The 25,558-nt window shown below is 62.8% G+C and carries 19 protein-coding genes and 1 tRNA gene; 5 read left to right on the top strand and 15 right to left on the bottom strand.

Features of this window, described 5'->3' with window-relative positions; all coding sequences use genetic code 11:
* Positions 1-7 precede the first annotated feature (7 nt).
* Positions 8-1,786 (top strand): acyl-CoA dehydrogenase C-terminal domain-containing protein, encoded by a 1,779-nt coding sequence (locus AB7M33_RS06985; RefSeq protein WP_085274060.1) that lies wholly within the window; start codon positions 8-10, stop codon positions 1,784-1,786.
* Between the two features lie 281 nt (positions 1,787-2,067).
* On the opposite strand, the gene AB7M33_RS06980 is transcribed toward AB7M33_RS06985, so the two are convergent.
* A complete protein-coding gene (locus AB7M33_RS06980; RefSeq protein ID WP_085274061.1) occupies positions 2,068-2,991 on the bottom strand; it encodes a LysR family transcriptional regulator in 924 nt (307 codons plus the stop codon).
* 211 nt (positions 2,992-3,202) lie between these two features.
* On the opposite strand from AB7M33_RS06980, the gene AB7M33_RS06975 reads away from it, so the two are divergent.
* Positions 3,203-4,483, top strand: a complete 1,281-nt coding sequence (locus AB7M33_RS06975; RefSeq protein ID WP_454242615.1) for an aspartate aminotransferase family protein — start codon at positions 3,203-3,205, stop codon at positions 4,481-4,483.
* A 459-nt stretch (positions 4,484-4,942) separates the two neighbouring features.
* Positions 4,943-5,101: a YqaE/Pmp3 family membrane protein gene (locus tag AB7M33_RS06970; RefSeq protein WP_007904205.1), complete on the top strand. Its 159-nt coding sequence runs from the start codon at positions 4,943-4,945 to the stop codon at positions 5,099-5,101.
* A gap of 33 nt (positions 5,102-5,134) precedes the next feature.
* On the opposite strand, the gene AB7M33_RS06965 is transcribed toward AB7M33_RS06970, so the two are convergent.
* The 10 genes from AB7M33_RS06965 to AB7M33_RS06920 form a co-directional block, all read right to left on the bottom strand.
* Positions 5,135-6,958, bottom strand: a complete 1,824-nt coding sequence (locus AB7M33_RS06965) for a S9 family peptidase (RefSeq protein WP_454242614.1) — start codon at positions 6,956-6,958, stop codon at positions 5,135-5,137.
* Positions 6,924-8,084 carry a pyrroloquinoline quinone biosynthesis protein PqqE gene (pqqE, locus tag AB7M33_RS06960; protein WP_099452708.1) on the bottom strand — a complete coding sequence of 387 codons (1,161 nt, stop codon included), beginning with the start codon at positions 8,082-8,084 and terminating at the stop codon, positions 6,924-6,926. Before pqqE ends, AB7M33_RS06965 begins: the two co-directional genes overlap by 35 nt.
* Positions 8,056-8,331 carry a pyrroloquinoline quinone biosynthesis peptide chaperone PqqD gene (gene pqqD / locus AB7M33_RS06955; RefSeq protein WP_027594361.1) on the bottom strand — a complete coding sequence of 92 codons (276 nt, stop codon included), beginning with the start codon at positions 8,329-8,331 and terminating at the stop codon, positions 8,056-8,058. Before pqqD ends, pqqE begins: the two co-directional genes overlap by 29 nt.
* Positions 8,328-9,083: a pyrroloquinoline-quinone synthase PqqC gene (gene pqqC, locus AB7M33_RS06950; RefSeq protein WP_027594362.1), complete on the bottom strand. Its 756-nt coding sequence runs from the start codon at positions 9,081-9,083 to the stop codon at positions 8,328-8,330. The genes pqqD and pqqC overlap by 4 nt, the downstream gene beginning before the upstream one ends.
* Before the next feature lie 9 nt (positions 9,084-9,092).
* On the bottom strand, positions 9,093-10,004 hold the full coding sequence (gene pqqB, locus AB7M33_RS06945; RefSeq protein WP_099428159.1) for a pyrroloquinoline quinone biosynthesis protein PqqB: 912 nt from the start codon (positions 10,002-10,004) through the stop codon (positions 9,093-9,095).
* 78 nt (positions 10,005-10,082) lie between these two features.
* On the bottom strand, positions 10,083-10,154 hold the full coding sequence (pqqA, locus tag AB7M33_RS06940; protein WP_003243383.1) for a pyrroloquinoline quinone precursor peptide PqqA: 72 nt from the start codon (positions 10,152-10,154) through the stop codon (positions 10,083-10,085).
* Between the two features lie 169 nt (positions 10,155-10,323).
* The gene (gene pqqF / locus AB7M33_RS06935) at positions 10,324-12,603 is read right to left on the bottom strand and encodes a pyrroloquinoline quinone biosynthesis protein PqqF (RefSeq protein WP_454242613.1); all 2,280 of its coding nucleotides are present in this window, start codon (positions 12,601-12,603) and stop codon (positions 10,324-10,326) included.
* Between the two features lie 53 nt (positions 12,604-12,656).
* A complete protein-coding gene (locus tag AB7M33_RS06930; RefSeq protein ID WP_454242612.1) occupies positions 12,657-13,454 on the bottom strand; it encodes a carbon-nitrogen hydrolase family protein in 798 nt (265 codons plus the stop codon).
* Between the two features lie 14 nt (positions 13,455-13,468).
* Positions 13,469-15,151: a flavin monoamine oxidase family protein gene (locus AB7M33_RS06925; protein ID WP_027594366.1), complete on the bottom strand. Its 1,683-nt coding sequence runs from the start codon at positions 15,149-15,151 to the stop codon at positions 13,469-13,471.
* 480 nt (positions 15,152-15,631) lie between these two features.
* Positions 15,632-16,093, bottom strand: a complete 462-nt coding sequence (locus AB7M33_RS06920; protein ID WP_027594369.1) for an Lrp/AsnC family transcriptional regulator — start codon at positions 16,091-16,093, stop codon at positions 15,632-15,634.
* Between the two features lie 114 nt (positions 16,094-16,207).
* Between AB7M33_RS06920 and AB7M33_RS06915 the strand changes: the two genes are divergently transcribed.
* Together AB7M33_RS06915 and AB7M33_RS06910 are read left to right on the top strand one after the other, a co-directional pair.
* The gene (locus AB7M33_RS06915) at positions 16,208-16,777 is read left to right on the top strand and encodes a serine acetyltransferase (protein WP_454242611.1); all 570 of its coding nucleotides are present in this window, start codon (positions 16,208-16,210) and stop codon (positions 16,775-16,777) included.
* A gap of 93 nt (positions 16,778-16,870) precedes the next feature.
* The gene (locus tag AB7M33_RS06910; RefSeq protein ID WP_265968352.1) at positions 16,871-17,413 is read left to right on the top strand and encodes a DUF2442 domain-containing protein; all 543 of its coding nucleotides are present in this window, start codon (positions 16,871-16,873) and stop codon (positions 17,411-17,413) included.
* Between the two features lie 71 nt (positions 17,414-17,484).
* Here the strand turns inward: AB7M33_RS06910 and AB7M33_RS06905 are convergent.
* The 4 genes from AB7M33_RS06905 to dnaG all read right to left on the bottom strand — a co-directional run bounded on the left by AB7M33_RS06905 (position 17,485) and on the right by dnaG (position 25,350).
* Positions 17,485-17,561, bottom strand: a tRNA-Ile gene (locus AB7M33_RS06905).
* Positions 17,562-17,577: 16 nt separating this feature from the next.
* Positions 17,578-21,321, bottom strand: coding sequence for a bifunctional diguanylate cyclase/phosphodiesterase (locus AB7M33_RS06900; protein WP_099428170.1), 3,744 nt, complete (start codon positions 21,319-21,321; stop codon positions 17,578-17,580).
* Positions 21,322-21,452: 131 nt separating this feature from the next.
* On the bottom strand, positions 21,453-23,300 hold the full coding sequence (rpoD, locus tag AB7M33_RS06895) for an RNA polymerase sigma factor RpoD (protein ID WP_085274068.1): 1,848 nt from the start codon (positions 23,298-23,300) through the stop codon (positions 21,453-21,455).
* A 67-nt stretch (positions 23,301-23,367) separates the two neighbouring features.
* The gene (dnaG, locus tag AB7M33_RS06890; protein ID WP_085274069.1) at positions 23,368-25,350 is read right to left on the bottom strand and encodes a DNA primase; all 1,983 of its coding nucleotides are present in this window, start codon (positions 25,348-25,350) and stop codon (positions 23,368-23,370) included.
* Positions 25,351-25,558 lie beyond the last annotated feature (208 nt).

Raw genomic sequence — 25,558 nt, 5'->3', positions numbered from 1 at the left:
GGTTGTCATGGCCGACTATAAAGCGCCCCTGCGCGACATGCGCTTCGTTTTGAATGAAGTCTTCAACGTGACCGAGCAATGGGCGCAGTTGCCCGCGCTGGCCGAAGTGGTGGATGCCGAGACCGCCCTCGCTGTGCTGGAAGAGGCCGGCAAGGTGACGGCCAGGACCATCGCCCCACTCAGCCGCGCCGCCGACGAAGAGGGCTGCCACTGGGACAACGGCGCGGTCAGCACGCCGGCCGGCTTCATTGAGGCCTACAACACCTACGCCGAAGGTGGCTGGGTGGGCGTTGGTGGCGATCCCTTGTTCGGCGGCATGGGCATGCCCAAGGTTATCTCGGCCCAGGTCGAGGAAATGGTCAACGCGTCGAGCCTGGCCTTCGGCCTGTACCCGATGCTGACTGCCGGTGCCTGCCTGTCGATCAATGCCCACGCCAGTGAAGCGCTCAAGCAACAGTACCTGCCCAACATGTACGCCGGGGTCTGGGCTGGCTCCATGTGCCTGACCGAGCCCCATGCCGGCACCGACCTGGGCATCATCCGCACCAAGGCCGAACCCCAGGCCGACGGCAGCTACAAGGTCAGTGGCACCAAGATCTTCATCACCGGTGGTGAGCACGACCTGACCGAGAACATCATCCACCTGGTGCTGGCCAAACTGCCGGACGCGCCCGCCGGGCCGAAAGGCATTTCGTTGTTCCTGGTGCCCAAGTTCCTGGTTAACGAAGACGGCAGCCTGGGCGCGCGCAACCCGGCCACTTGCGGCTCGATCGAACACAAGATGGGTATTCAAGCCTCCGCCACTTGTGTGATGAACTTCGACGAAGCGGTCGGTTACCTGGTCGGTGAGCCCAACAAGGGCTTGGCGGCCATGTTTACCATGATGAACTACGAGCGCCTGGGCGTCGGCATTCAGGGCCTGGCATCGGCTGAACGTTCCTACCAAAATGCCGTGGAATACGCCCGTGACCGGCTGCAGAGCCGTGCCCCGACCGGCCCTCATGCCAAGGACAAGGTTGCCGACCCGATCATCGTGCACCCTGATGTGCGGCGCATGCTGCTGACCATGAAAGCCTTGATCGAAGGCGGGCGCGCCTTCTCGAGCTACGTGGCGCTGCAACTCGACAGTGCCAAGTACAGCGAAGACGCCACCACGCGCAAGCGCAGTGAAGAGCTGGTGGCCTTGTTGACGCCGGTGGCCAAGGCCTTCCTGACCGACCTGGGCCTGGAGTGCACGGTGCACGGCCAGCAGGTGTTTGGCGGGCATGGCTACATTCGTGAGTGGGGCCAGGAGCAACTGGTGCGTGATGTGCGGATTACGCAGATCTACGAAGGCACCAACGGCATCCAGGCCCTCGACCTGATGGGGCGCAAGGTGGTTGCCAGTGGCGGCGCGTACTACAAGCTCTTCTCGGACGAGATCCGCCGCTTCATCGCGGGTGCCGACAGCGCGCTGGACGAGTTCGCCAAGCCGCTGGGCGCGTACCTCGACCAGCTGGACGGGCTGACCGAGTGGGTACTGGAGCAAGCCAAGGGCAACCCGAATGAAATTGGCGCGGCCTCGGTCGAGTACCTGCATGCGTTTGGTTATGTGGCCTATGGCTACATGTGGGCGCTGATGGCGCGTGCGGCGCAGGCGGGTGAGGGGGATGAGGCGTTCTATTCGGGCAAGCTGGGTACGGCGCGGTTCTACTTTGCACGGTTGCTGCCACGGGTGGATTCGCTGGTGGCGTCGGTGAAGGCGGGGAGCGAGTCGCTGTACCTGCTGGACGCTGAGCAGTTTTGATAGATTGTGGGGCCGCAAAGCGGCCCCCAGTATTGGCATGTCTGGGAATGAATCCCCTTTGTAAGCTTTTTCCTACACGACGTGGTGACTTTTCACCACTGTTCTCAGATTGGATCCACAGGTAATCTTTACCACATGGACGTTGCGCAGGAAGCGCAAAGGACAGATCAAGGAAGACGACGAAGGACCACCTGCCAGGATGGCGGGGCGATACGGATGTCACAGGGAAACAGTCTGGAAAACCCCGCTTCGGCGGGGTTTTCTTTGTGCGCGTTTTTTTGTCAGCCCAGCACATCCAAAGGCGAGCCCCCCAGCTGGCGCGCGTCTGTCTCTTCTTCCAGTAAGGTACGCAGCAGCTCCACCGAGGCTTGCTGGCGCTGCGCATCGCGGAACACCAGCCCGACCTTGAGCGGCACCCGCGGCTCGCTCAATGGCTTCCACAGCAGCCCCTGGTCATCCTCGGCCGCGTCCTTGGCCCGCCCCGGCAAGATGGTAGCCAGCGCCGTATGGGCCAGGCTGTCGAGAATCCCCGCCATGTTGTTCATCTCTGCCTGCACCTGCGGCCGACGGCCCTGGCTGGCCAGTTGCGCCTGCCAGATCTGTCGAATCTGAAACTCTTCGCCCAACATCAGCATGGGCAGTTCAGCGGCCTGGCGGATCGACACCTTCTTGAAGTCCTTCAAGGGATGGGTGTCGGGGATGACCAACTGCAGTTCATCTTCGTACAGCAACAGGCCATGCAGCCCGGGTTGGCGCGGTGGCAGGTAACTGATGCCGATGTCCAGGCTGCCATTGAGCAGGCGCCGTTCGATTTCCAGCCCCGACAGCTCGTAGATTTGCACCACAAGGTGCGGCTGGGCCTTGCGCAAGCGTTCGAGCAACTGCGGCACCAGGCTGGGTCGCACGGTCTGCAGCACGCCGATGGCCAGGGTACGCAAAGACTGGCCCTTGAAGTTGCGCATGGCCTCCTGGGCCCGTTGCAGGCCATCGAGCAGCGGCAGGGCATGGTTGTACAGCGTGTGGGCGGCCAAGGTCGGCAGCAGGCGCTTGTTGCTGCGCTCGAACAAGCTCAGGTCGAGGCTGTGCTCGAGTTGGCGGATTTGCTGAGAAAGCGCGGGTTGGGACAAAGACAGGCGCTCGGCGGCGCGGCCGACATGGCCTTCTTCGTACACCGCGACGAAATAACGCAGTTGGCGGAAATCCATAAGTAACACTTATCGAAAATGCTGGAAAAACGAAATGGTCGAAACCCGTCGTGGCGCCTAGTCTATCGCCGTATTCCAATGGGTTACAGCGGTCATCGAGCCGGATTGTTACCCCGGATGAAAAACACTTTTGATAGGCAAGGCTGAATATCAAGTGCCGGCATCAAGACCGCACATTGGCCGCCCTTTACCGTGATTGGTTGGAGCCCTGATGAACCTGTTCAACCTGCGTCGCTCGGCTGCCGCCGCCGTCGCTGAGCCCGAGCGTGCGCCGGTGACCGTGGCGGATGCGCCGCAGTTGTCCCGTGAGCGCCTGATGCCGAGTACCGAACGTGCCCCGCAGGTTTTCGTGCGCGGCCAGGGCTCGTGGTTGTGGGACAGCGAAGGGCATGCCTTCCTCGACTTCACCCAGGGCGGTGCGGTGAACAGCCTCGGCCACAGCCCCAGCGTACTGGTCAAGGCGCTGGGCAATCAGGCCCAGGCGCTGATCAACCCGGGTTCGGGGTTTCACAGCCGCGGCCGGCTGGCGCTGGTGAACCGCCTGTGCCAGAGCACCGGCAGCGACCAGGCCTACCTGCTGAACAGCGGCGCCGAAGCGTGCGAAGGGGCGATCAAGCTGGCGCGCAAATGGGGCCAACTGCACCGCAATGGCGCCTATCACATCATCACCGCCAGCCAGGCTTGCCACGGCCGCAGCCTGGGCGCGCTGTCGGCTTCCGACCCGCTGCCGTGCAATCGCTGCGAGCCTGGGCTGCCGGGCTTCAGCAAGGTGCCTTTCAATGACCTGGCGGCACTGCATGCGGAAGTGAACTCGCGCACCGTGGCGATCATGCTTGAGCCGATCCAGGGCGAGGCGGGCGTTATTCCCGCCACACAGGCGTACCTCAAAGGCGTCGAAACGCTGTGCCGCGAGCTGGGCATCCTGCTGATTCTGGATGAAGTCCAGACCGGTATCGGCCGGTGTGGTGCGCTGCTCGCCGAGCAGACTTACGGGGTACGTGCCGACATCATCACCCTGGGCAAGGGCTTGGGCGGTGGGGTACCGCTGGCCGCCTTGCTGGCACGCGGCACCGCTTGCTGCGCCGAGCCGGGTGAGCTGGAAGGCAGCCACCATGGCAACGCGCTGATGAGCGCCGCAGGCCTGGCAGTGCTGGACAGCGTGCTGGAGCCTGGCTTTTTCGAGCATGTGCATGACAGCGGCCGCCACCTGCGCGAAGGCCTGAGCCGCCTGGCTGGCCGTTATGGCCAGGGCGAGGTGCGTGGCCAGGGGCTGCTGTGGGCCCTGCAACTGCACGAAGGCGTCGCCCAGAACCTGGTAACGGCCGCCCTGCATGAAGGCCTGCTGCTCAATGCACCGCAGGCGGATGTGGTGCGTTTCTCGCCAGCGTTGACCGTGAGCAAGGGCAACATCGACGAAATGCTCCTGCGCCTGGCCCGCGCCTTTGCCCGCCTGCATGCACAGCAGCAAGCCCGCCGCGAAATGCCGGCGTAACTGAATTCAACGAACCGTCTGGCGTTCCTGCGCATCGCCCCTGGCCTGTTTCATTTGGCCCGGGGCGTTTTTTTTGGGGTGCTTGTCGCTGGATCTTCTGCGCCTGGAAGATCGAGCGCCGCCCGCGCGGCGCTTCGCAGCACAAGGCTGCTCATCTGTTTCCGGCCAATGAGTCCTGAGGCAGAGGCGCGCGGCCCTTTGGCGTCCACCTCGATATCGTGCGGAACAAACAAGGCGGTCGCGCGCGTAGGTACAGGCGTAACTGGCCCGAAACAGATGTAGGAGCAGCCTTGTGCTGCGAAGAGCCGCGCGGGCGGCGCTCGATTTGCGCACCACCTCAAAAACCAAGACAAGCACTTGGCAGCCTTCACCCTATCTTTACCTTTTTACCTGGCGCCCAACGTGGAACCTCTACGACGCGCGGCTAGTCTCTGTTGTAACCCTTCAGGAGAGACGTGCATGGACTTCATTCGCATCATCATCGCCATCTTGCTGCCGCCGCTTGGGGTATTTCTGCAGGTGGGCTTTGCCGGGGCGTTCTGGCTGAATATTCTGCTGACGCTGTGTGGGTACATTCCGGGGATCGTGCACGCGGTGTATATCATCGCCAAGCGCTAAGAAACGCGGGGCCGCAGTGCGGCCCCCTTGGCTTTACTGGCCCAACACCCGGCAATAAAACGCCCATTCCTCTTCCAACGCATGCGCCAGGTTCTGTGCATTACGGAACCCGTGCCGCTCTCCCGCATAGAAGTGCCCCTCGGCTGCAATGCCATTTGCCTTCAGGGCGTCCAGCATCAGGCGCGTCTGCTCCGGCACCACCACCGCATCCAGCTCACCCTGGAAGAAAATCACCGGCACTTTGATCTGCGCTGCATGCAGCAGGGGCGTGCGTGCGCGATAACGTTCGGCGTCCTGCAGCGGGTCGCCGATCAACCAGTCCAGGTAGTCCCCTTCGAACTTGTGCGTGGCGCGGCCCAGTGCGACAGGGTCACTGACGCCATACAGGCTGGCACCGGCCCGGAACACTTCATGGAAGGCCAAAGCACATAGCGTGGTGTAGCCGCCCGCGCTGCCGCCGCGAATGAAGGCCTTGCTCGGGTCGATCAGCCCCAGCCCCGCCAAGTGCGCAACCGCCGCGCAGGCATCCTCGACATCGCTCTCGCCCCAGCGCAGGTGCAGCGCCTGGCGATAGGCCCGGCCATAACCCGTGCTGCCGCGGTAATTGAGGTCGGCGACGGCGAAGCCGCGCTGGGTCCAATACTGGATGCGTGGGTCGAGCGCTGGGTAGCACGCCGAGGTCGGCCCGCCATGAATAAACACCACCAAGGGCGCGGGCGCTTTGGCGTTCATGGCCGGGTAGAAGAAACCATGGGCGATACCGTTGCCGCTGGCGTAGCGCATGGCCTGCGGCTTGCTGATGCATTCGGCGGGCAGCACCTCGGCACCACCGGCCAGTACCCGCACCTCATGATTGCTCAGGTCGATGGCAATGACGGCGGGTGGGCTGACGGGCGAGGCGGCGATGGCATAGAGCTGCCCGGCATCCATCGCCAGGCTGCGAAAGCGGGTGTAGGCGCTGGCAAAACGCTCCACTTGCTGGTTTGCGGTTATCAGCCCTAGTTGCGCAAAGCCATCCTCGAACCAACTGGCTACATAGCGATGCGGCCCCAGGGCGAGCCAGGTGCTGGTGCCCAGTTGCCAGGGCGCGCCGGCATGGTCGGCGGGCTCGGCGGGCAGGGCCTGCCAGTGCCCGGCGATCTCCCCCCAGGGCTGCCAGAAGCCATTGCGGTCCGACAGGCAATACAAGCGGCCTTGTGCATCGAAACGCGGTTGTTGCAGGGATTCGTCCAAGCCCGCCACGCAACGCGCAGGCCCCCAGGCGCCGCTGCTGTCACGCTCGCGCAGCAGCAAGCGCGTCTGTGTCCAGGGTTGCGCCGGGCGGTCCCATTCGACCCAGGCCAAGCGCTGCCCGTCGCCGCTCAAGGTGGGTGACGCGTAGAAGTCGGCACCTTCAGCCAGCACCTCGCGGGCGCCTTCGCGCAGGGCAACCAGGCGATGCTCCACGGTTGGCCCATGGTGCTCCTCGACTGCCAGCACCTGGCCGTCATGCCAGTGCACATCGCCGTAGCGGCAGTCGTCAGCCTGGGTCAGCGGGCGCGGCACTTCGCCGTCCAGCCCTTGGGTATACACCTGTTGATCCGTTTCGTTGACGAAGACCAGCCCGTCACCGCCGACGCAGAAACTGCCGCCGCCGTATTCGTACACCCGGCTGCGCACACTGAAGCCATCCGGTGTCAGGCACTGGGCTTGGTACTGGTGCCAGTGCCAGATTCGGCAGGCACCATCGGCCGGGCGAAATTCGTTCCAGAACAGCCCGGCCGGGCTGACCTTGAGCTCGGCGAAGTCGGTGCCTGCAGCAACGGCCTGGGCTGCGCTGAATTCAGCCGCGAGCGATGACACGGGAGTTTCGTTCATTGCGGAAGGTCATCTCTTCAATCGCGAGTTGGGCGGTTTCTGCCTCCTCGCGGGCCTTGAGGATGATGCCGTGATCAGCCGATTTTGCGCACACCGGGTCGGCGTTACTGGCATCGCCGGTGAGCATGAAGGCCTGGCAACGGCAACCGCCGAAGTCCTTTTCCTTCTCATCGCAGGAGCGGCAGGGCTCAGGCATCCATTGGTAACCGCGGTAACGGTTGAAACCGAACGAGTCGTACCAGATATGCCGCAGGTCGTGGTCACGCACGTTGGGGAACTGCACCGGCAGTTGGCGGGCGCCGTGGCAGGGCAGGGCGGTGCCGTCCGGGGTGATGGTCAGGAACAGGCTGCCCCAGCCATTCATGCAGGCCTTGGGGCGCTCTTCGTAATAGTCCGGGGTGACGAAGATCAGCTTGCAGGGGTTGCCCTCGGCCTTGAGCTTGTCACGGTATTGGTTGGTGATGCGCTCGGCGCGCTCCAATTGCGCGCGGGTCGGCAGCAGGCCCAGGCGGTTGAGGTGCGCCCAGCCATAGAACTGGCAGGTGGCGAGCTCGACGAAGTCGGCTTCGAGGGCGATGCACAGCTCGATGATGCGGTCGATCTTGTCGATGTTGTGCCGATGGGTAACGAAGTTGAGCACCATCGGGTAGCCGTGTGCCTTCACGGCACGGGCCATCTCCAGCTTCTGCGCGAAGGCCTTTTTCGAGCCGGCCAGCAGGTTGTTCACCTGCTCGTCGCTGGCCTGGAAGCTGATCTGGATATGGTCCAGGCCGGCTTTTTTGAATTCGGCGATGCGGGCTTCGGTCAGGCCGATGCCGGAGGTGATCAGGTTGGTGTAGTAGCCCAGCCGACGGGCCTCACCGATCAGCTCGGCGAGGTCCTGGCGCACCAGCGGTTCGCCGCCGGAGAAACCAATCTGCGCGGCGCCCATTTCTCGCGCTTCGGCCATCACCTTGAACCACTGCGCGGTGCTTAATTCCTGGCCTTGGGCGGCGAAGTCCAGCGGGTTGGAGCAGTACGGGCATTGCAGCGGGCAACGGTAGGTGAGCTCGGCCAGCAGCCACAGCGGCAAGCCGACCTCGGGCGTGGCCGGCAACTCAGGCGAGGACGATCCAGTGTTCGCCACGGGCCACCTCCATGAACTGCTCGATGTCGTCGGCAACTTCCGGCACATCGGGGAACTGCCGTGCAAGTTCGGCAATGATTGCCGCGACGTCGCGCTGGCCATCGATCAGGCCACCGATCAGCGCAGCGCTTTCGTTGAGCTTGATCATGCCCTCGGGGTACAGCAACACATGGCCTTTCTGTGCCGGCTCGTACTGGAAGCGGTAGCCAGGGCGCCAGTTGGGCACTTGCTTGCGATCGAAACTCATAGGGCGATCCCCTTGTGCCAGACCCGTTCCTGGGTGACCGAATGATAAGGCGGGCGGTTCAGCTCGTAGGCCATGCTCATGGCATCGAGCATGCTCCAAAGAATATCCAGCTTGAACTGCAGGATCTCCAGCATACGCTCCTGGCCCGCACGGGTGGTGTAGTGCTGCAAGGTGATTGCCAGGCCGTGCTCGACATCACGCCGCGCCTGGCCCAGGCGCGTGCGGAAGTACTCGTAGCCGGCGGGGTCGATCCAGGGATAGTGCTGTGGCCAGCTGTCCAGGCGCGACTGGTGGATCTGCGGGGCGAACAGCTCGGTCAGCGAGCTGCTGGCCGCCTCTTGCCAACTGGCGCGGCGGGCGAAGTTGACGTAGGCGTCGACGGCAAAGCGCACGCCGGGCAGTACCAGCTCCTGGGAGCGCAGTTGATCAGGGTCCAGGCCCACGGCCTGGCCAAGGCGCAGCCAGGCCTCAATACCGCCGTCTTCGCCAGGCGCGCCGTCATGGTCGAGCAGGCGCTGGATCCACTCACGGCGTACTTCGCGGTCCGGGCAGTTGGCCAGGATCGCGGCATCCTTCATCGGGATGTTGACCTGGTAGTAGAAGCGGTTGGCTACCCAGCCCTGGATCTGCTCGCGGCTGGCGCGGCCCTGGTACATCGCCACGTGATACGGGTGATGAATATGGTAGTAGGCACCTTTGGCGCGCAGGGCCTGCTCGAATTCGGCAGGGGACATCGGCAACGGGTCGCTCATCAGGCCTCCTTAAAGCTCGATGCTCATGCCATCGAAGGCGACTTCAACGCCTCGACGCTGGACCTCGGCCCGTTCTGGCGAGTCTTCATCGAGAATTGGGTTGGTGTTGTTGATGTGGATAAGTACCTTACGCTGGCGCGGGAAACCATCGAGTACCTCGAGCATACCGCCGGGGCCGTTTTGCGCCAGGTGGCCCATCTCGCGACCGGTGCGGGTGCCGACACCACGGCGCTGCATTTCATCGTCTTCCCACAGGGTGCCGTCGACCAGCAGGCAGTCGGCGCCGTGCATCATCGCCAGCAGTTTGTCGTCGACCTGGCCCAGGCCCGGGGCGTAGAACAGCTTGCCACCGGTGCGGGTGTCTTCGACCAGCAAGCCCAGGTTGTCACCCGGGTGCGGGTCGAAGCGGTGCGGCGAATAGGGGGGCGCGGCGCTGCGCAGGGGGAAGGGCGTGAACCTGAGGTTGGGGCAGGCGTCGATAACGAAGCTGCCTTCGAGCTCAATGCGGTTCCATTGCAGGCCGCCGTTCCAGTGGCTGAGCATGTTGAACAGCGGAAAGCCGGTGGTCAGGTCTTGGTGGACCATGTCTGTGCACCACACCTGGTGCGGGCAGCCTTCGCGCAGGCTGAGCAGGCCGGTGGTGTGGTCGATCTGGCTGTCGAGCAGGACGATGGCATTGATGCCGGTATCGCGCAGGGCGCGGGCCGGCTGCATCGGCGCGAAGGCCTGCAGTTGGGCGCGGATGTCGGGCGAGGCATTGCACAAAACCCAGTGCTCGCCATCGTCGGACAGCGCGATGGACGATTGCGTGCGCGCCGTGGCCCGCAGGCTGCCGTCGCGGTAGCCCTTGCAGTTGACGCAGTTGCAGTTCCACTGGGGGAAGCCGCCGCCGGCGGCAGAACCGAGAATCTGGATGTACATGGCCACTCTCTACCGGAAAACCGTTTCCAAAAAACACAAACGCCCCGGCGGGCCGAGGCGTCGAACCGTAAGCAGGGCTTAGCGGTTGGCGAAGTACATGGTGACTTCGAAGCCGATACGCAGATCAGTGTATGCAGGTTTGGTCCACATGGGATGACTCCTTCCGAACGGGGTTGGGTTGGTCAGCTACTTATTGGGTACCGCCGTACGCCGGAGGTTCCCTTGACTGAGATTGCGCTATCTTACAAGAAAAATTTGTACCGAAAGGTTAATTCTTCGAAAAGCGCCCTTGCAGTTAACGTAACAATCCTCGTTTTTGCTATTGCCAGGATGGGTCTGGCGCTGCGCTGTTGGCCAGGCAGAGCCAAGGGGCATGAGGGGCCAGAAGACTGCCAAGTAGCGCATCAAGGTCCGCTTGCCGAGCCATGAGGATAGACCACTGTAGGTCATTCAGCCTGTCGGGTCGTGTCGCCAGGTGTGTCTGCCACGCCCATTCGGCCACCTCGGCATTGGCCATCGCAGGCTCGGCGAACTGCTCGGCCAGCGCCTGCTGTGCTGCGCTGTCGAGCACCACGCCTTTGCTTAGGACCGGTTGCAGGTGAGCGAGAATTTGAGCAGGGGTGGCATGGGGCGATTGCACGCCAAACAGCAGGCCAGCGCAGCCTTCAATCTGACGGAAGGCGCTGAACACCGCGTAGCCCAGTTGCAGCTCTACCCGTAGGCGTTGATACACCGGCCCCTGCAACAGCTGCGCGAGCAGGCGGCCGATGGCTTGCTGGTCAGCGGGCACTGGGCAGAACAGCAACACCGCGTTTTCGCTGCCGGCCAGTGCAGCGTCTACCCATCGACGGGCCTGCCACTGGGGCGGCGCTGTGGCCGTGGCGCCTTGCCCGGGGCAGTGGGTCAGCACGGTGCCGAGTGGGCCCGTGTCTTCAAAGCCCAGTGCCAGGCCATGCCAGCGGGCCTGTTCCCACGCCTGCGCCAGCTGCCTCGGTTCGAGCGAGCCCGCGGGTAGCGGTTCGGCCTTGTGGGCATGCATGGCATCAGGCAGTCGCTTGAGCAGGGCTCTGATCGGGATCAGTGCGGGCGCCGGCGGCGGCGGGGTCTGCCAATCGGCAGGTGAGGGCGCGTTCAGCAGCGCGAGGGCTTCGGTGACGGCGTTCATCACTGCCGACGGTTGGCCGGCGCACTGTAGCTGCCAATATTCGCCAGCTTCGCTGAACTGTAGGTGCAGCCCGGCGCGTTCGGCGCGCTCCTGCAAAGGGCGCAGCGCCTGGCAAAGGATCGGGAACACGCCATGGCGCAGGCTTGAGGGCAGGTGCCAGCGTAGATAAAGGGCGGCGTATTGGCGTGATGCCGGGAGCATGTCGCTGATGGCCAGTGCGTTGGGTAACGGCGCGGTCGCGGGGGGCGGTGCGGCGGTCAGCAGAGCGTCTGCGGCGGGTATCTGCCACTGGCCATGCTCGCCGCTGGGAAGGCTGGCAAGCAGTGCCTTCAGCGCACTCAGGCCTTGTTCGTCGAGTGCGGCGAAGGGCTGGCCTGAGCTGTCCCGTCGTGCCAGCTCCAGCGGGCTGGCGGCCCACTCACGGCTGCGCTGCAATTGACTGAACGCGGCGTTCAGCCGCTGCGGATTGGCCTGACGGATAAAACCGAACCAGCTGTGCAGCAATGCGATCGCCTCATCCTTGCAGGCATCAGCCCCGAGCTGCAGGTCGATGTGCCAAAGCAACTGCCCGGCGAACGCATACAGCGTTTCGGCTTTGAAGCCTTGCAGCCAACCGCGCTGGCGAAGCGCACTCAGCCATCCCCCTGGTCGGCTGTCGTCGAGCAAGTCGATCAGCAACCCCAGTGCGCGCTCGGCACCTTCTGGCAGGCTATCGTGGGCGAACGTCAGTGGCTGCCCGGCCCTGCGCAGCGGCGGCGGCGATGCTTGCGCGGCACGGCTACCGGCCGGGAACAGGCTGCCAAATTCCCGCCCCAGGCGTTCCAGTGCTTCCAGCGATTGTGGGCCGCACAGGCTCAGTGTGATCTGCCCACCTTGGTAGAAGCGTTGGTGAAACAGGCCAAGGGCGCGTTGAAACGCAGGATCTTGCAGGGCGAGGGTGTAACGATTGCCCGCCTGAAAACTGCTCAGCGGATGCTGGGGCGAAACCGACTGCAGCAGGGCGAATTGCTGCTGAGCCTGCGGGTTACGCGACCAGGCGATGAATTCGGCATGAATGACCTCACGCTCCCGGCGCTGGCGCTCGATGCCAAGGTCGGGTTCGGCCAGCATCTGGCACAGGCGCTCCAGCCCGCCGGCCAAAGCCGCGGGGGGGACTTCGAAGAAAAAGTCGGTGGTGCGCTCACGGGTGCTGGCGTTGACCTGGCCACCGAGGGCCTGCACATACCGCATCAGGCCGTCTTCCAACGGGAAGCGCGCTGTGCCCAGGAAGAACAGGTGTTCGAGAAAGTGCGCCATACCCGGCCATTTTGCCGGGGCATCGTGGCTGCCTGCCTGCACCCGCAACGCGGCCGCCGCACGCTTGAGGCGCGGGGCATGGCGCAGGGTCAGCTGCAGGCCGTTGGCGAGGGTGAGGTGCTGCGTGGCGTCAGGCATGGGGGCTCCAGGTAGGCGTTAATGCTAACGCACTGTCGTAACCCTTGCCGCTCCTACAAACCCTCGCGCACATGCAGTTCCTGGCGCAAGTCGGTCAGGTAAGGAAACGCCTTGCGCCCTTCTACCACCTGCTCACGCGCAAGCTCGGCCAGCAACTGGCACTCGTCCCGCCCGGCCAAGGCCAGCAGGCTGCCATCCGGGCCGATGATGCTGCTCTGGCCGCAATACTGGATGTCGCCCTCGGCCCCACAATAGTTGGCATACACCAGGTAACACTGGTTCTCCTGTGCCCGCGCTCGCACCGTCACCTGGCAGATGAAATCGTAAGGCGCCATGTTCGCCGTCGGTACCAGGATCAGTTCGGCGCCGTCCAGCGCCAGGCGCCGGGCGTTCTCCGGAAACTCGATGTCGTAGCAGATCAGCATGCCGACCTTCCAGCCTTCCAGTTCCACAACCGGGAAATGGTCGGGGCCTGCGCTGAACATCGAGCGGTCCAGCTCACCGAACAGGTGCGTCTTACGGTAGTTGCACAGGCTGCGACCGTGGGCATCGATCAACTGCACGCTGTTGTAGAACGCGCCATCATCGCCGCGCTCCGGGTAGCCATAGACGATGGCGATGCGATGCGCCTGGGCGATCTCCACCACGTCCATGGCCGCGGGGCCATCACTGGCCTCGGCCAGGCGCTCGACCTGGGCCAGGCCGATGTTGTAGCCGGTGAGGAACATCTCCGGGCACACCAGCAGCTGGGCGCCGCGTTCAGCCGCCCGTTGCGCCTGGTGCTGCAGCCGTTGCAGATTGCCGGGCACGTCCAGTGGGTTGGGCGCGCCTTGGAACAGAGCGATGCGCATGGCGCCTCCTTGTCTCAGTCGGCCAGGGCGATCGGGCCGATTTCATCGAACACATCGCCTGGGCCTGGGTTGTCCGGGTGGGTCTGGCCACCGAAGTGATTCATGATACCCCACACGGCATTGAGCGACGTCTGCACCGCGCCTTCCACCCACGCCGGCGTCCACGACACGTCGTCGCCGGCGATGAACATGCCGCGCTGTTCGGCGGGCATGTCCTGCTGCATGAAGTGCGCGTACATGCGCTGGTTGTAGCGGTAATGGCCCGGCAGCGCGCCCTTGAAGGCACCGAGGAAGTGCGGGTCGGCCTCCCACGATATGGTGATCGGGTCGCCGATGATGTGCCCGGCGATATCGGTCTTCGGGTAGATTTTCTTCAGTGCGTCGAGGGCCAGTTGCACGCGTTTTTCCACCGGGTGCGGGAGCATCTTCAGGGCATCGCTCATCCACGCGTAGGACAGGCAGATCACCCCCGGCTTGTCGTCACCGTTGTCGAACAGGTAGGTCCCGCGGGTGAGGCGGTCAGTGAGCGTCATGCTCATCAGGTCGCGGCCGGTTTGCGGGTCTTTGTCCTTCCAGAACGGGCGGTCGACCATCACGAAGGTTTTCGACGATTGCATGTAGCGGGTACGGTCCAGGGCCATCCACATCTTCTGCGAGAACAGCGACTCTTCGCAGTCGATCTGCGTGGTCAGCAGCCAGGTCTGGCACGTTGCAAGCACGGCGGCGTAATGGCGGGTATCGCCCCAGTTGTCGGTCACCGCCAACTGGCCATCGGCGGCGCGGGCAATGCGCTTGACCCCAGTGCGCGGCGCACCGCCGTGCAGCGAGCTGAGGCTGGTGCCTTGCGGCCAATGGGCGCAGCGTTCCGGCACATGGCGCCAGATGCCTTGCGGCACCTGCTCGACGCCGCCCACGACCAAGTGTTGATGGTCGTCGCAATTGGTCATCACCACGCGGAAGATTTCCAGCATCGAGTTGGGGAAATCCGAGTCCCAGCCTCCGGTGCCGAAGCCGACCTGGCCGAACACCTCCCGGTGCTGGAAGCTCAGCTTGGCGAACGAGCGCGAGGTGGCGACGAAGTCGTAGAACGTGCGGTCGTCCCACAGGGGCACCAGCGTGTTCCACAGCGCTTTCAGGCGCGGTACATCACGATCCCGGATCGCCTGCTGGATATCGGCAAACTGCGCGCCGCTTTCCAGGGCGTCGGCCCAGGCGTCGGCCACCTCGTGGAACAGGTCGGGCAGGTCCGCGGCCTTTTCGGCGTAGTAGGTCTGGCCTTCCAGGTCGATCACCGTGCTGCCAGAGGCGGGGGTCAGCGGGTTGGGGAATGGCTTGGTCTCCAGGCCCAACTTGTCCACATAGTGGTAGAAGGCCGTCGAAGAGACCGGAAAGCGCATGCCACCTAATTCGGCGATGATCCCGTCGGTGCCGTTGAAGGCTTGCGAGCGCAGCCGGCCACCCAGTTTCGACGCTTCATAGACGACAGGCTTGAGGCCCAGCTTCATCAACTCGTAAGCCGCTACCAGGCCAGCGATCCCGGCCCCGACAATCGCCACTTCCTCGCCCTGGCGCTCGGCCGGGATGCTGCCCAGGCCGGCCGGGTGTTCCAGCCAGTCATCGAAGGCGAAGGGGAAGTCCGGGCCGAAGATGGTGATGGGCTTTTTGCCGTCGGCGGGGTGGCGGTTCTTGTTGTTCATGAAGTGACCTTGCCAGAGGGGCTGCGCAGAGAGCGGAGCCTGAGTATAGGAGATGCCTGGGGGTCATTTTAGGGCGTGGGGGGGGTCGTAATTAAGATGCAGAGTGTTGTCTGAATGTATGTTTTGTCGTCGAAATGAGCATTGATTGGTTGTTTTTGACGAGATCCATGGTGACGGTTAAGGGTTTGTCTGGAGATTTGCAGCGCCTATGAGATCGAGCGCCGCCCGCGCGGCGCTTCGCAGCACAAGGCTGCTCCTACATCTGTTTCCGGCCAGTAAAGCCTATGAGAGAGGCGCGCGACCGCCTTGTTGGTCCAACTCGATATTGAGTTGGGCGCAAAGGTGCCGCGCGCCCATGTCACAGGAATAATTGGCCCGAAACAGATGTAGGAGCAGCCTTGTGCTGCGAAGCGCCGCGCGGGCGGCGCTCGATCTCATGCGCGCCGCCAATCGCAAGCCAGGCACCTCGTGCCCCTCACATCACAGCAACTGCCCCCGGTCCACCTTGCTGCTCAAAATGATCGACGTGGTGGTTTTCTCCACCCCATCGACACTGCCGATCTGATCAAGCAACTGGTCCAGCTGCTCCGGTGAATCGGTCCGCAGCCAGGCCACATAATCGAACTCACCACTCACCGCGCACAGTTGCTGCACCTGCCCCATGGCACTCAGACGCCGCACCACCTCCTTGCCGGAACGGGGCTGCACCTTGATCCCGACATACGCCTGCAAGCCACCGCCCATCACGTGTTGGCCCAGGCGCACACCATAGCCTGAGATCACCTTGTTCTTCTCCAGCCGCTCCAGGCGTGAGTTGACCGTGGTGCGCGCGATACCCAGCAGGCGGGCGAGGGTGGCAACGCTTTCGCGGGCATTGATTTGCAGCAGGGCGATCAGCTGGCGGTCGATTTCATCCAGCGTAATGGGGCGGGCATCCGACATGGCAAGTCTCTACAGTGGGCCCGCTAGCCTAGCCAGCCAATGGCAACCAGGGCAAGGCTGCGTCACTGGCTTTCTTTCGGCATCATGGCAGGCCGACCGTACTGGACCCACGCCGTGAACTTCGCAAACCTGCTCGAATGCTGGCGACTGGAAGTCTCCAACAAGAAAAAGCCCGGCCGCCGCATCAGCCTGCTGTTCAACGTGCTGCGCCGCGCCCGCAAGGACAACAAGCTGCGCTTTCTCTTTGCCTTCCGCCTGGCCCAGTACCTCGACGCACGAGGCGGCCTGGCCCAGCGTCATGCCATGCGTATGCAGCAACGGCTCAATCTTAAGTACGCCGTGGACATCGACATCGCCGCCCAGATCGCCCCCGGGCTGCGCATCGCCCACCTGCCTGGCGTGGTGATTACCCGCCACGTGAGCATCGGGCGTAACTTTTTCATCCGCCAGAATTGCTCGATCGGCATCAAGACCCTAGGGCTGGAGGCGTATGCGTTGCGCATTGGCGATAACGTCAGCGTGGGCGCCAACAGCTGCATAGTGGCGGACCGGATCAGCATTGGCGACGACGTGGTGATTGGTGCCATGTCGCTGGTGATGCGGGACATTCCGGCGGGGACCACGTTCTACAATACGCGGCAGGTTGAGATGCAGCCTCGGGTGATCACAAAATCTAACGATTAACTGTTGTCATGATCGCCATTGCTGAGCGGACAATGAGGTTTTTGAGGCAGCGACATCCAAGGGGTATCGCTGCCGCTCGGATGGATTGAATCCATGACCAACAAACACTTCCGGCTGACAGAGCTCGCTGTCACTGCCCCCAACGAGTTACTGCTGACCTTCGCCGATGGAAAGCAATACCCAGTGAGGCTGGACGCTATCATCGCGAAACACCCAACGTTGCGCCGGCTATCTGACCCCGAGGTTTTTGCGACCGCTGCAATTGGCGAGTGGAGCGATACCGTCATTTGGGCCGATGACGACGAATTGGAGCTTGCTGCCGACAACCTCCGCGCCAGAGCAGTGGAGCAAAGCGGTGATTGTTCGCATGAGCTGGTTTGGAATTGGATGGCCAAAAACGGGCTTACGTTGGACCGTGCCGCGCAGGAATTGGGCCTTAGCAGGCGTATGCTGGCTTACTATCGCAGTGGCGAAAAACCTGTGCCGAGGACGGTCGCTTTAGCGATGAAGGGCTGGGATGCGCTTTGTACTAGGCAAGAGGAAGCTCAAGAGGCTTCTAGGCGCCGGAAGGTGTCACTCAACAAGGGCGCCAACGGGTTTGCGAATGCAGGCCAGGCATCCAAGAAGCGGGCCTAAGCGGCATGTCCTTAATCAGGACGGGACAACAAGCACAAAAAAGCCGCGCGATTGCGCGGCTTTGTCGTATTTGGTGGGCCCACACGGACTCGAACCGTGGACCAAAGGATTATGAGTCCTCTGCTCTAACCAACTGAGCTATAGGCCCTCAGTAAGTGGCCGGATTATAACGAGGGTTTTGAAAGGGTGCCATCCGAAAGATCGGATAGTGCTATACGAAGAAACGTCGCGGCGAACTCCTCCGGGGGTAGGGGCAGGCTGACGATGTAGCCTTGGATCTGTTCACAGCCCTCGGCTGCCAGGAAGCGCTGCTGGGCCTGGTTCTCCACACCTTCGGCAATGATCGTGAACTGCATGCTGCGGCCCAGTGCGATGATCGCCCTCGCGATGGCGGCGTCGTGGGGGTCGTCAGGTAGGCCGCGGATGAACGACTTGTCGATCTTAAGGATGTCCAACGGCAAGCGTTTAAGGTAGCTGAGGGACGAATAACCCGTGCCGAAGTCGTCGATGGCCAGCTGCACGCCCAGTTTTTTCAACTGGTGCAGCACGGCCAGGGCTTCTTCTGCCTGGCTCATGATGAAGTTTTCGGTGATCTCCAACTGCAGGTCGCCGGCCTTGAGCTGGTAGGTCTTTAGCAACTGTTCGATGCGCCGTGCCAGGTGGGGATGGCGCAGTTGGGCGCCGGCCAGGTTGATCGACAGCGGGCCAAAGTCTTCGTAGTGCATCTTCCAGATGTGCATCTGTTGGCACGCCTTTTCAAGCACCCAGTCACCGAGCTGCAGAATGGTGCCGTTCTCTTCCGCCAGGTGAATGAAGTGCTCTGGCGGCACTTCGCCAAAGGTCGGGTGGCTCCAGCGGATCAGCGCTTCGGCGCCGACCAGGCTCTGGGTCTTGAGGCTGAGCTTGGGCTGGAAGCACAGGCTCATTTCGTTGCGTTCGACGGCGCGGCGCAGCTCATGTTCGAGGGCGATGCGCTCGCTGGCCTGGGCGGTGAGGTCGCGGGTGTAGGCTTCTACGCGGTTGCGGCCTTTGGCTTTGGAGCGGTACATGGCGGCGTCGGCATTGCGGATCAGTGTGGAGACGTCGCTGCCGTCCTGTGGATAAAGGCTGATACCGATGCTGGCGCTGGTGAAAAACTCGTGCTCGCCGGCCTGGAAGGGCGCGCTGAAGCAAGCCAGCAGTTTGCCGGCGATGCTGTTGGCGTCGCTGGGCCTGTGCAGGCCGGGCAATAGGATGATGAACTCGTCACCGCCCAGGCGCGCCACGGTGTCGACGTCGCGCACCTGTTCTTTCAGGCGCTGGGCGATGCCTTTGAGCAACAGGTCGCCGACCGGGTGGCCGAGGCTGTCGTTGATGTGCTTGAAGCGGTCGAGGTCGAGGAACAACACCGCGCCCTGGCGGTTTGAGACTTGGGCGCAGGTGAGCACGGCCTGCAGGCGGTTCTCGAACAGGGCACGGTTGGGCAGGCCGGTGAGCGGGTCGTGGTGAGCCTGGTAATCCAGCTTGGCCTGGGCGTGCTTGAGGCTGGAAATGTCGGCGAACACGGCGACGAAATGGGTGATCTCGTACTCGCTGTTGCGCACCGCGCTGATGGTCAGCCAACTGGGGTACAGCTCGCCATTCTTGCGTTTGTTGTAGATCTCGCCCTGCCAGTGGCCCTCGTCGGTCAGTTGGTGCCACATGGCGGCATAGAAGGCGCTGTCGTGCTGGCCTGAGGCAAGCAGGCGCGGGGTTTGGCCGAGCGCCTCGATCTCGCCGTAGCCGGTAATTTCGCTGAAGGCGCGGTTGACCGCGCTGATGCGCTGGTCGATGTCGGTGATCAGAACGCCCTCGGCGGTGTTTTCGAACACGGTGGCGGCCAGCTGCAGTTTTTCCTGCATGAGGTGGCGCTCGGTGATGTCGCGGGCAATGGTCAGCATGCAGTCGACACCGCCAATCGGCAGGGGCCGGGCGGACAGTTCGCACAGGCGGATCTGCCCATCGCTGCGGCGGATGTGGCAGCTGAAGTCACGTACGAAGCCATCACGCTTGAGCTGGTCGACCAGCCGCTTGCGCTCGTTGAGGTCTACCCAGATGCCCAGATCAAGGGAGGTCTGGTCGATGGTCGGGTTCAGGTCGTAGCCGGTGAGGCGGCAGAAGCCTTCGTTGACCTCAATCAGCAGCCCGTCGCTCTGGCGCGACAGCAGCAGACCGTCGGGCGATGCGTGGAATGCCTTGGCGAACTTCTCTTCCGAGGTTTGCAGTTGCTCCTGGGTTTCTTTGAGCTGGCTGATGTCGCGCACGGCCACGACTAGCGCCGGCGTGCCATCGAGCTCGAATGTTTCTGCCGAAGTCAGGCCTGTGAACAACTGGCCATTGCTGCGGCGGAAGCTCATTTCCAGGTTGCGGATGCCGCCTTGGTGCAGGCGTTCGAGCAGCCGCGGCCCGGTGCCGGCGACGGCCCACAGGTTCAGCTCGGTGGCGGTGCGGCCGATCACTTGACCTGGGGTGAGGCCGATCTGCTCTTCGAAGGCTTCGTTGACCTCCAGCAGGCAGCCGTCGCTATGGCGGGCGATCAGCAGGATGTCCGGGCACTGCTGGAACACCGAGGCGAACTTCTGCTCCGACAGGCGCAGGGCGTCTTCGGTGCGCTTGGTCTCGCTGATGTCGATCATCAGCCCGCGCATCACCGGCCGGTGGCCATGCTCGATCATGCTGACGATGTTGCGAATCCACAGGGGCTGGCCATCGGCGCGGATGACCCGGTAGTCGAGGCTGTGATCGCGGCCGGCTGCGGTTTCACTGTCGCAATAAGCCTGGGCCCAGAGCGCGTCCTCCGGGTGCAGGATGCTGCGCCAGAAACCGGGCTTGAGCCAGTCATGCAACGGGTAGCCAAGCAGGTCTTCGGCATGGGGCGAGACATAGTTGTAGGTGAAATCGTTGGCGTCGGCTTCCCAGGCGATGGCCGACAAGCTCTCTACCAGGCCGCGGTAGTGATACTCGCTGCTTCGCAGCTCTTGTTCGAGGGCGATGCGGCGGGAAATTTCCGAGCTGAGCCTGCGGTTGATGCGGATCACCACGGCAAGAATCGCCACCAGCAACAGCACCGCAGGCAGGCCATACACCAACATGTCGGACCAGAACAGGCGCTGGTCCACCACGTTACCGACCCAGCGCTGTTGAATACGGTTGATCTCGGCGCTGCTCATGTCGGCCATGACTTTATCGAGAATGCCCACCAGGACTTTGTTGTCCCGTGGTGCGGCCATGGCCAGTTGGTAGCGGTAGGGCGTTTCGCCACTGACATAGAGGCCGTCGAGCTTGAGCTGGCGAAGGCTCCAGATACTCGAGGCGAGGTCGCCGACCACGGCGTCGACTTCGTCTGTGGCCAGTGCCTGCAGGGCCGAGCTGACGTTGGGCATGGCCACCAGGTTGAGGTCGGGGTGGTGGGTGCGCAGCAGTTCGTGCGGGGCGTAGTTCTCGACCACGGCGATCTTCAGGCCGTACAGGTCCTTCAATGAGCGGGGTTGCGCCCCGCCTTTGTGGGCCAGGATGACAATCGGGAAGTCGAGGTAGGGGCGCGTAAAGGCCAGGTAACCCTGGCGCTCGGGAGTCGACATGATGCCGGGTAGCAGGTCGAGCTGGTTATTGCGCGCCTGCGCCAATACCTCGGTCCAGCTCTTGGGCTCGACCGGTTTTAGCGTCACGCCCAGGCGTTCCTGGATCGTGTCGATGTAGTCGGCGGCCAATCCCTGGTACCGGCCCTCCTGGTCGCGAAACTCGAACGGTGGCCAAGAGGCGTCTACGCCCAGGCTTAACTGCGGGTGGGCAGCCAGCCAGGCTTTTTCCTCGTCTGTCAGGGTCAGGGCGCCGGCCGTTGTGGTCCACAGGATAAGGAGCAGCAACAGAATGGCCGGCATCAGGGGCATAGCGGCCTCGCTATCAGAGTGTCTGACGTCGAGTGTAGACGGGCATTCAGGGGGATGTGGGGCAGAAATCAGGCATTGTGTCGCCGCTTTGCCCACAAAAGAAAAACCCCGGCCTGGGCCGGGGTTTGTCATCACTCGTCGAGGAAGGAACGCAGATGCTCGCTGCGCGTCGGGTGGCGCAATTTGCGCAACGCCTTCGCTTCGATCTGACGGATCCGTTCACGGGTCACGTCAAACTGCTTACCTACCTCTTCGAGGGTGTGGTCGGTGTTCATGTCGATGCCGAAGCGCATACGCAGCACTTTGGCTTCGCGGGCGGTCAGGCCCGAGAGCACGTCACGGGTGGCTTCCTTGAGGCTTTCGACCGTGGCTACATCGATCGGGGACTGCATGGTCGAGTCCTCGATGAAGTCGCCCAGGTGCGAATCTTCGTCGTCACCAATCGGGGTTTCCATGGAGATCGGCTCTTTGGCGATCTTCAGTACCTTGCGGATCTTGTCCTCAGGCATTTCCATGCGCTCGCCCAGCTCTTCCGGGGTCGGTTCACGGCCCATTTCCTGCAGCATCTGGCGGGAAATACGGTTGAGCTTGTTGATCGTCTCGATCATGTGCACCGGAATACGGATGGTGCGGGCCTGGTCGGCGATCGAACGGGTGATCGCCTGGCGAATCCACCAGGTGGCATAGGTCGAGAACTTGTAGCCGCGACGGTATTCGAACTTGTCCACCGCTTTCATCAAGCCGATGTTGCCTTCCTGGATCAGGTCGAGGAACTGCAGGCCACGGTTGGTGTACTTCTTGGCGATGGAGATCACCAGACGCAGGTTCGCCTCGACCATTTCTTTCTTGGCGCGGCGGGCCTTGGCTTCACCGATCGACATGCGACGGTTGATTTCCTTGATCTCCGCGACGGTCAGGCCAGTCTCGGTCTCAAGGTCGATCAGCTTCTGTTGGCAGGCGACGATGGCAGCGTCTTTTTCACCCAGGGCAGCAGCCCACTTGGTGTTACGCTTGGCCAGGTCACCGCTCCAGGTCTGGTCGGTTTCGTTGCTTGGGAACATGCGCAGGAAGTCGGCACGCGGCATGCGAGCGTCACGGACGCACAGTTGCATGATGGCGCGTTCTTGCTGACGCAGGCGGCTCAGTGCATCACGCACGCGCTCTACCAGTACCTCGAACTGCTTGGGTACCAGCTTGATCGGCATGAACAGATCGGCCAGCGCCTGCATGGCGCCGATGCTCTCGGCATGGCTGCGGCCATGCTTTTTCAGCACCTTGAGGGTGACGGCAAGCTGATCGGAAACCGCACCGAAACGCTGAGCGGCAACGACTGGGTCCGGGCCACTTTCGGCCTCTTCCTCATCGTCGCTCTCTTCGCTTTCTTCTTCGTCGTCCGTTTCTTCCTTGGCAGCCGCAACCTTGGCACCTGGAACAGGCACTTCTTCGGTCGGGGCAGCGATGTTGTCATCAGGGTCGATATAACCGCTGAGCACATCGGACAAACGGCCACCTTCGGTGGTGACGCGGTCGTATTCGCTGAGAATGTAGTCGACAGTACCCGGGAAGTGAGCGATGGCGCCCATGACTTCACGGATGCCTTCCTCGATACGCTTGGCGATTTCGATCTCGCCTTCGCGGGTCAGCAGCTCGACAGTACCCATTTCACGCATGTACATGCGCACTGGGTCGGTCGTGCGGCCGATATCGGTTTCAACTGCCGCCAACGCAGCAGCGGCTTCTTCGGCCGCGGCTTCGTCGGTGTCGGCTTCCGCCAACAGAAGGGCATCCGCATCCGGAGCACTCTCGAATACGTTGATCCCCATGTCGTTGATCATGCGGATGATGTCTTCCACCTGTTCAGGATCTGAAATATCCTCAGGCAGGTGGTCGTTGACCTCCGCGTAAGTCAGGTAGCCCTGCTCACGACCGCGGGTGATCAACTCTTTGATACGAGACTGCTGTTGCGCTTTTCCGGACATAACACCCTATCCACTGAAGGTCTTGGCGGGCAAAAAACAAGCCGAGGATTATACCCGAGCATGGGCCTCACGCGCCAGATGAGGTCGGCGTTTGTGCGGGAACATTCCTGCTAAGCAGGGCGAGAAGCTGCGATTTTTCCTCACTGCTCAACTCGCTTTGACGTGCTTTCCTGAGCAGATGTTCCAGGCTGCGCTCGCGTTGGCGGGCGGACAAGCTAGTTATAGTGTCGAAAAACTGTTGTTCAAGGTTGTCGGCTACGATCAGCCATTCCTTCTCGGCCAGCGCCCGCAGCAAACGGCCCTGTTCGGTGCCGTGCCAACGTGCGATCAACTGCATTGAGCTTAGCCCAGGATTCTTCTGAGCGGCTTCGATCAATGCCACCAGCAACTGGCTGTACAGGTGCTCTTCGTCGGCGAAGTGGCTGGCATCTTCCACCTTGCCGGCCAGTAATGGGTGGTGCAGCAACGTGCGCAAGGCCGCCAGGGTCGGGGGCTCCACGGGGGCCGGGGTGCGCGGTGGGGCCTCGTCGCGTTGCTGCCAGGGCTTGCCGCCTTTGCGGTTTTTGTCCCAGGGCTTGTCGCTCCACGGCTTCTTGCCGCCCGCCTTGTTCGGCTTCCATTGTTGCTCTTGCTGCGCCGGCGCGTAGTCGTGCTGCGGCATGTCGCCGTAGTCAGGCGTGTAACTGGCCATGGCATCGTAGTCATAGCCCGGATCGTAGTCCGGAACGCTGCTACTGGCTGCTGGTTGCTGGGCCAGTTGCTCGACTTGCTGAGGGTCGAGGCCGGTGATTTCCTTCAGGCGGTTACGCATCAGCTGACGCAAGTTGGCGCCAGGGATTTTTTCGATCAACGGTGCAGCCAGGGTCGCCAAATGCGCCTTGCCTTCCAGCGAGCGCGGGTCAGCTTCGGCACTCAGTTGCTCGAAAAAGTAATCCGCCAGGGGTTGGGCGTGCTGGTTGATGCGTGCCATGAAGGCATCGGTGCCTTCGGCGCGCACCAGGCTGTCCGGGTCTTCGCCTTCGGGCAGGAACAGAAAGCGTGCGCGGCGGCCATCCTGCAGGGCCGACAGGGCGGACTCCAGCGCGCGCCAGGCCGCCTTGCGCCCGGCCTGGTCGCCGTCGAAACAGAACAGCACGCTGGGCACCACGCGGAACAGGCGCTTGAGGTGCTCTTCGCTGGTGGCGGTGCCGAGGGTGGCGACAGCGTTGCGCAGGCCCTGCTGGGCCAGTGCGATGACGTCCATGTAGCCTTCGACGACGATGATTTCGTCGAGGTTGCGGTTGTGCTTGCGCGCCTCGTAAAGCCCGTAGAGTTCCTGGCCTTTATGAAAAACCGGGGTTTCCGGGGAGTTGAGGTACTTGGGTTTGTCGTCACCCAGTACGCGGCCGCCGAAGGCGATCACGCGGCCACGGCTGTCGCGGATCGGGAACATCACGCGGTCGCGGAAGCGGTCATAGCGTTTGCCGGTTTCGGCGTTCTCGATCAGCAGGCCGGCATCGATCATGACCTTTTGCTGCAGGGTGTCGGCACCCAGGTGCTTGAGCAGGTTGTCCCAGCCGGGCGGCGCGAAGCCCAGGCCGAAGTCCCGGGCAATCTCCCCAGACAGGCCGCGGCCTTTGAGGTAGTCCACCGCCGCTTTGCGGGTGGGGTGGTTGCGCAGGGCCTGGCGGTAGAATTCGGTGGCGGCATCCAGTAGCGGATACAGCGGTGAATCGGTTGGCTGGCGCGGCTTTTGTGCGCGACGGCCTTCCTCGCGGGGTACTTCCATGCCAGCGGCGCGGGCCAGTTCCTCGACCGCCTGGGGGAAGTCCAGGTTGTCGTGGTCCATGACAAAGCCGAGGGCGTTGCCACCGGCGCCGCAACCGAAGCAGTAATAGAACTGCTTGTCGGGGCTGACCGTGAAGGACGGGGTCTTTTCCTTGTGGAACGGGCAGCAGGCCGAGTAGTTTTTGCCGGTTTTTTTCAGCTGGACGCGCGAACTCACCACGTCGACAATGTCGAGGCGGTTGATAAGGTCGTCAATGAAACTCTGGGGAATCAGCCCGGCCATGGCAGTCTCGTCATCTGGCAACTGGCAAGTCTAATCGCTCACGCGCCGGTTGGGGCGAATGCTGCAAGGGGAAGTGCGAGGGAAGTATGTGCTCGTCGCCAGCCAATGAAGGCTCGTCAGACAGGACGTGCACGATCTGGTCAATGACCAGCTCTGACGTTTCAGGCAGGTTGCCCCCATGCAGTTCGCATGAAGCGAGTGCATAAAA

The organism is Pseudomonas sp. Y3 TE3536, assembly GCF_053629175.1.
The sequence above is the reverse complement of the archived record's forward strand: the minus strand, read 5'-3'. Positions and strand labels throughout refer to the sequence as shown.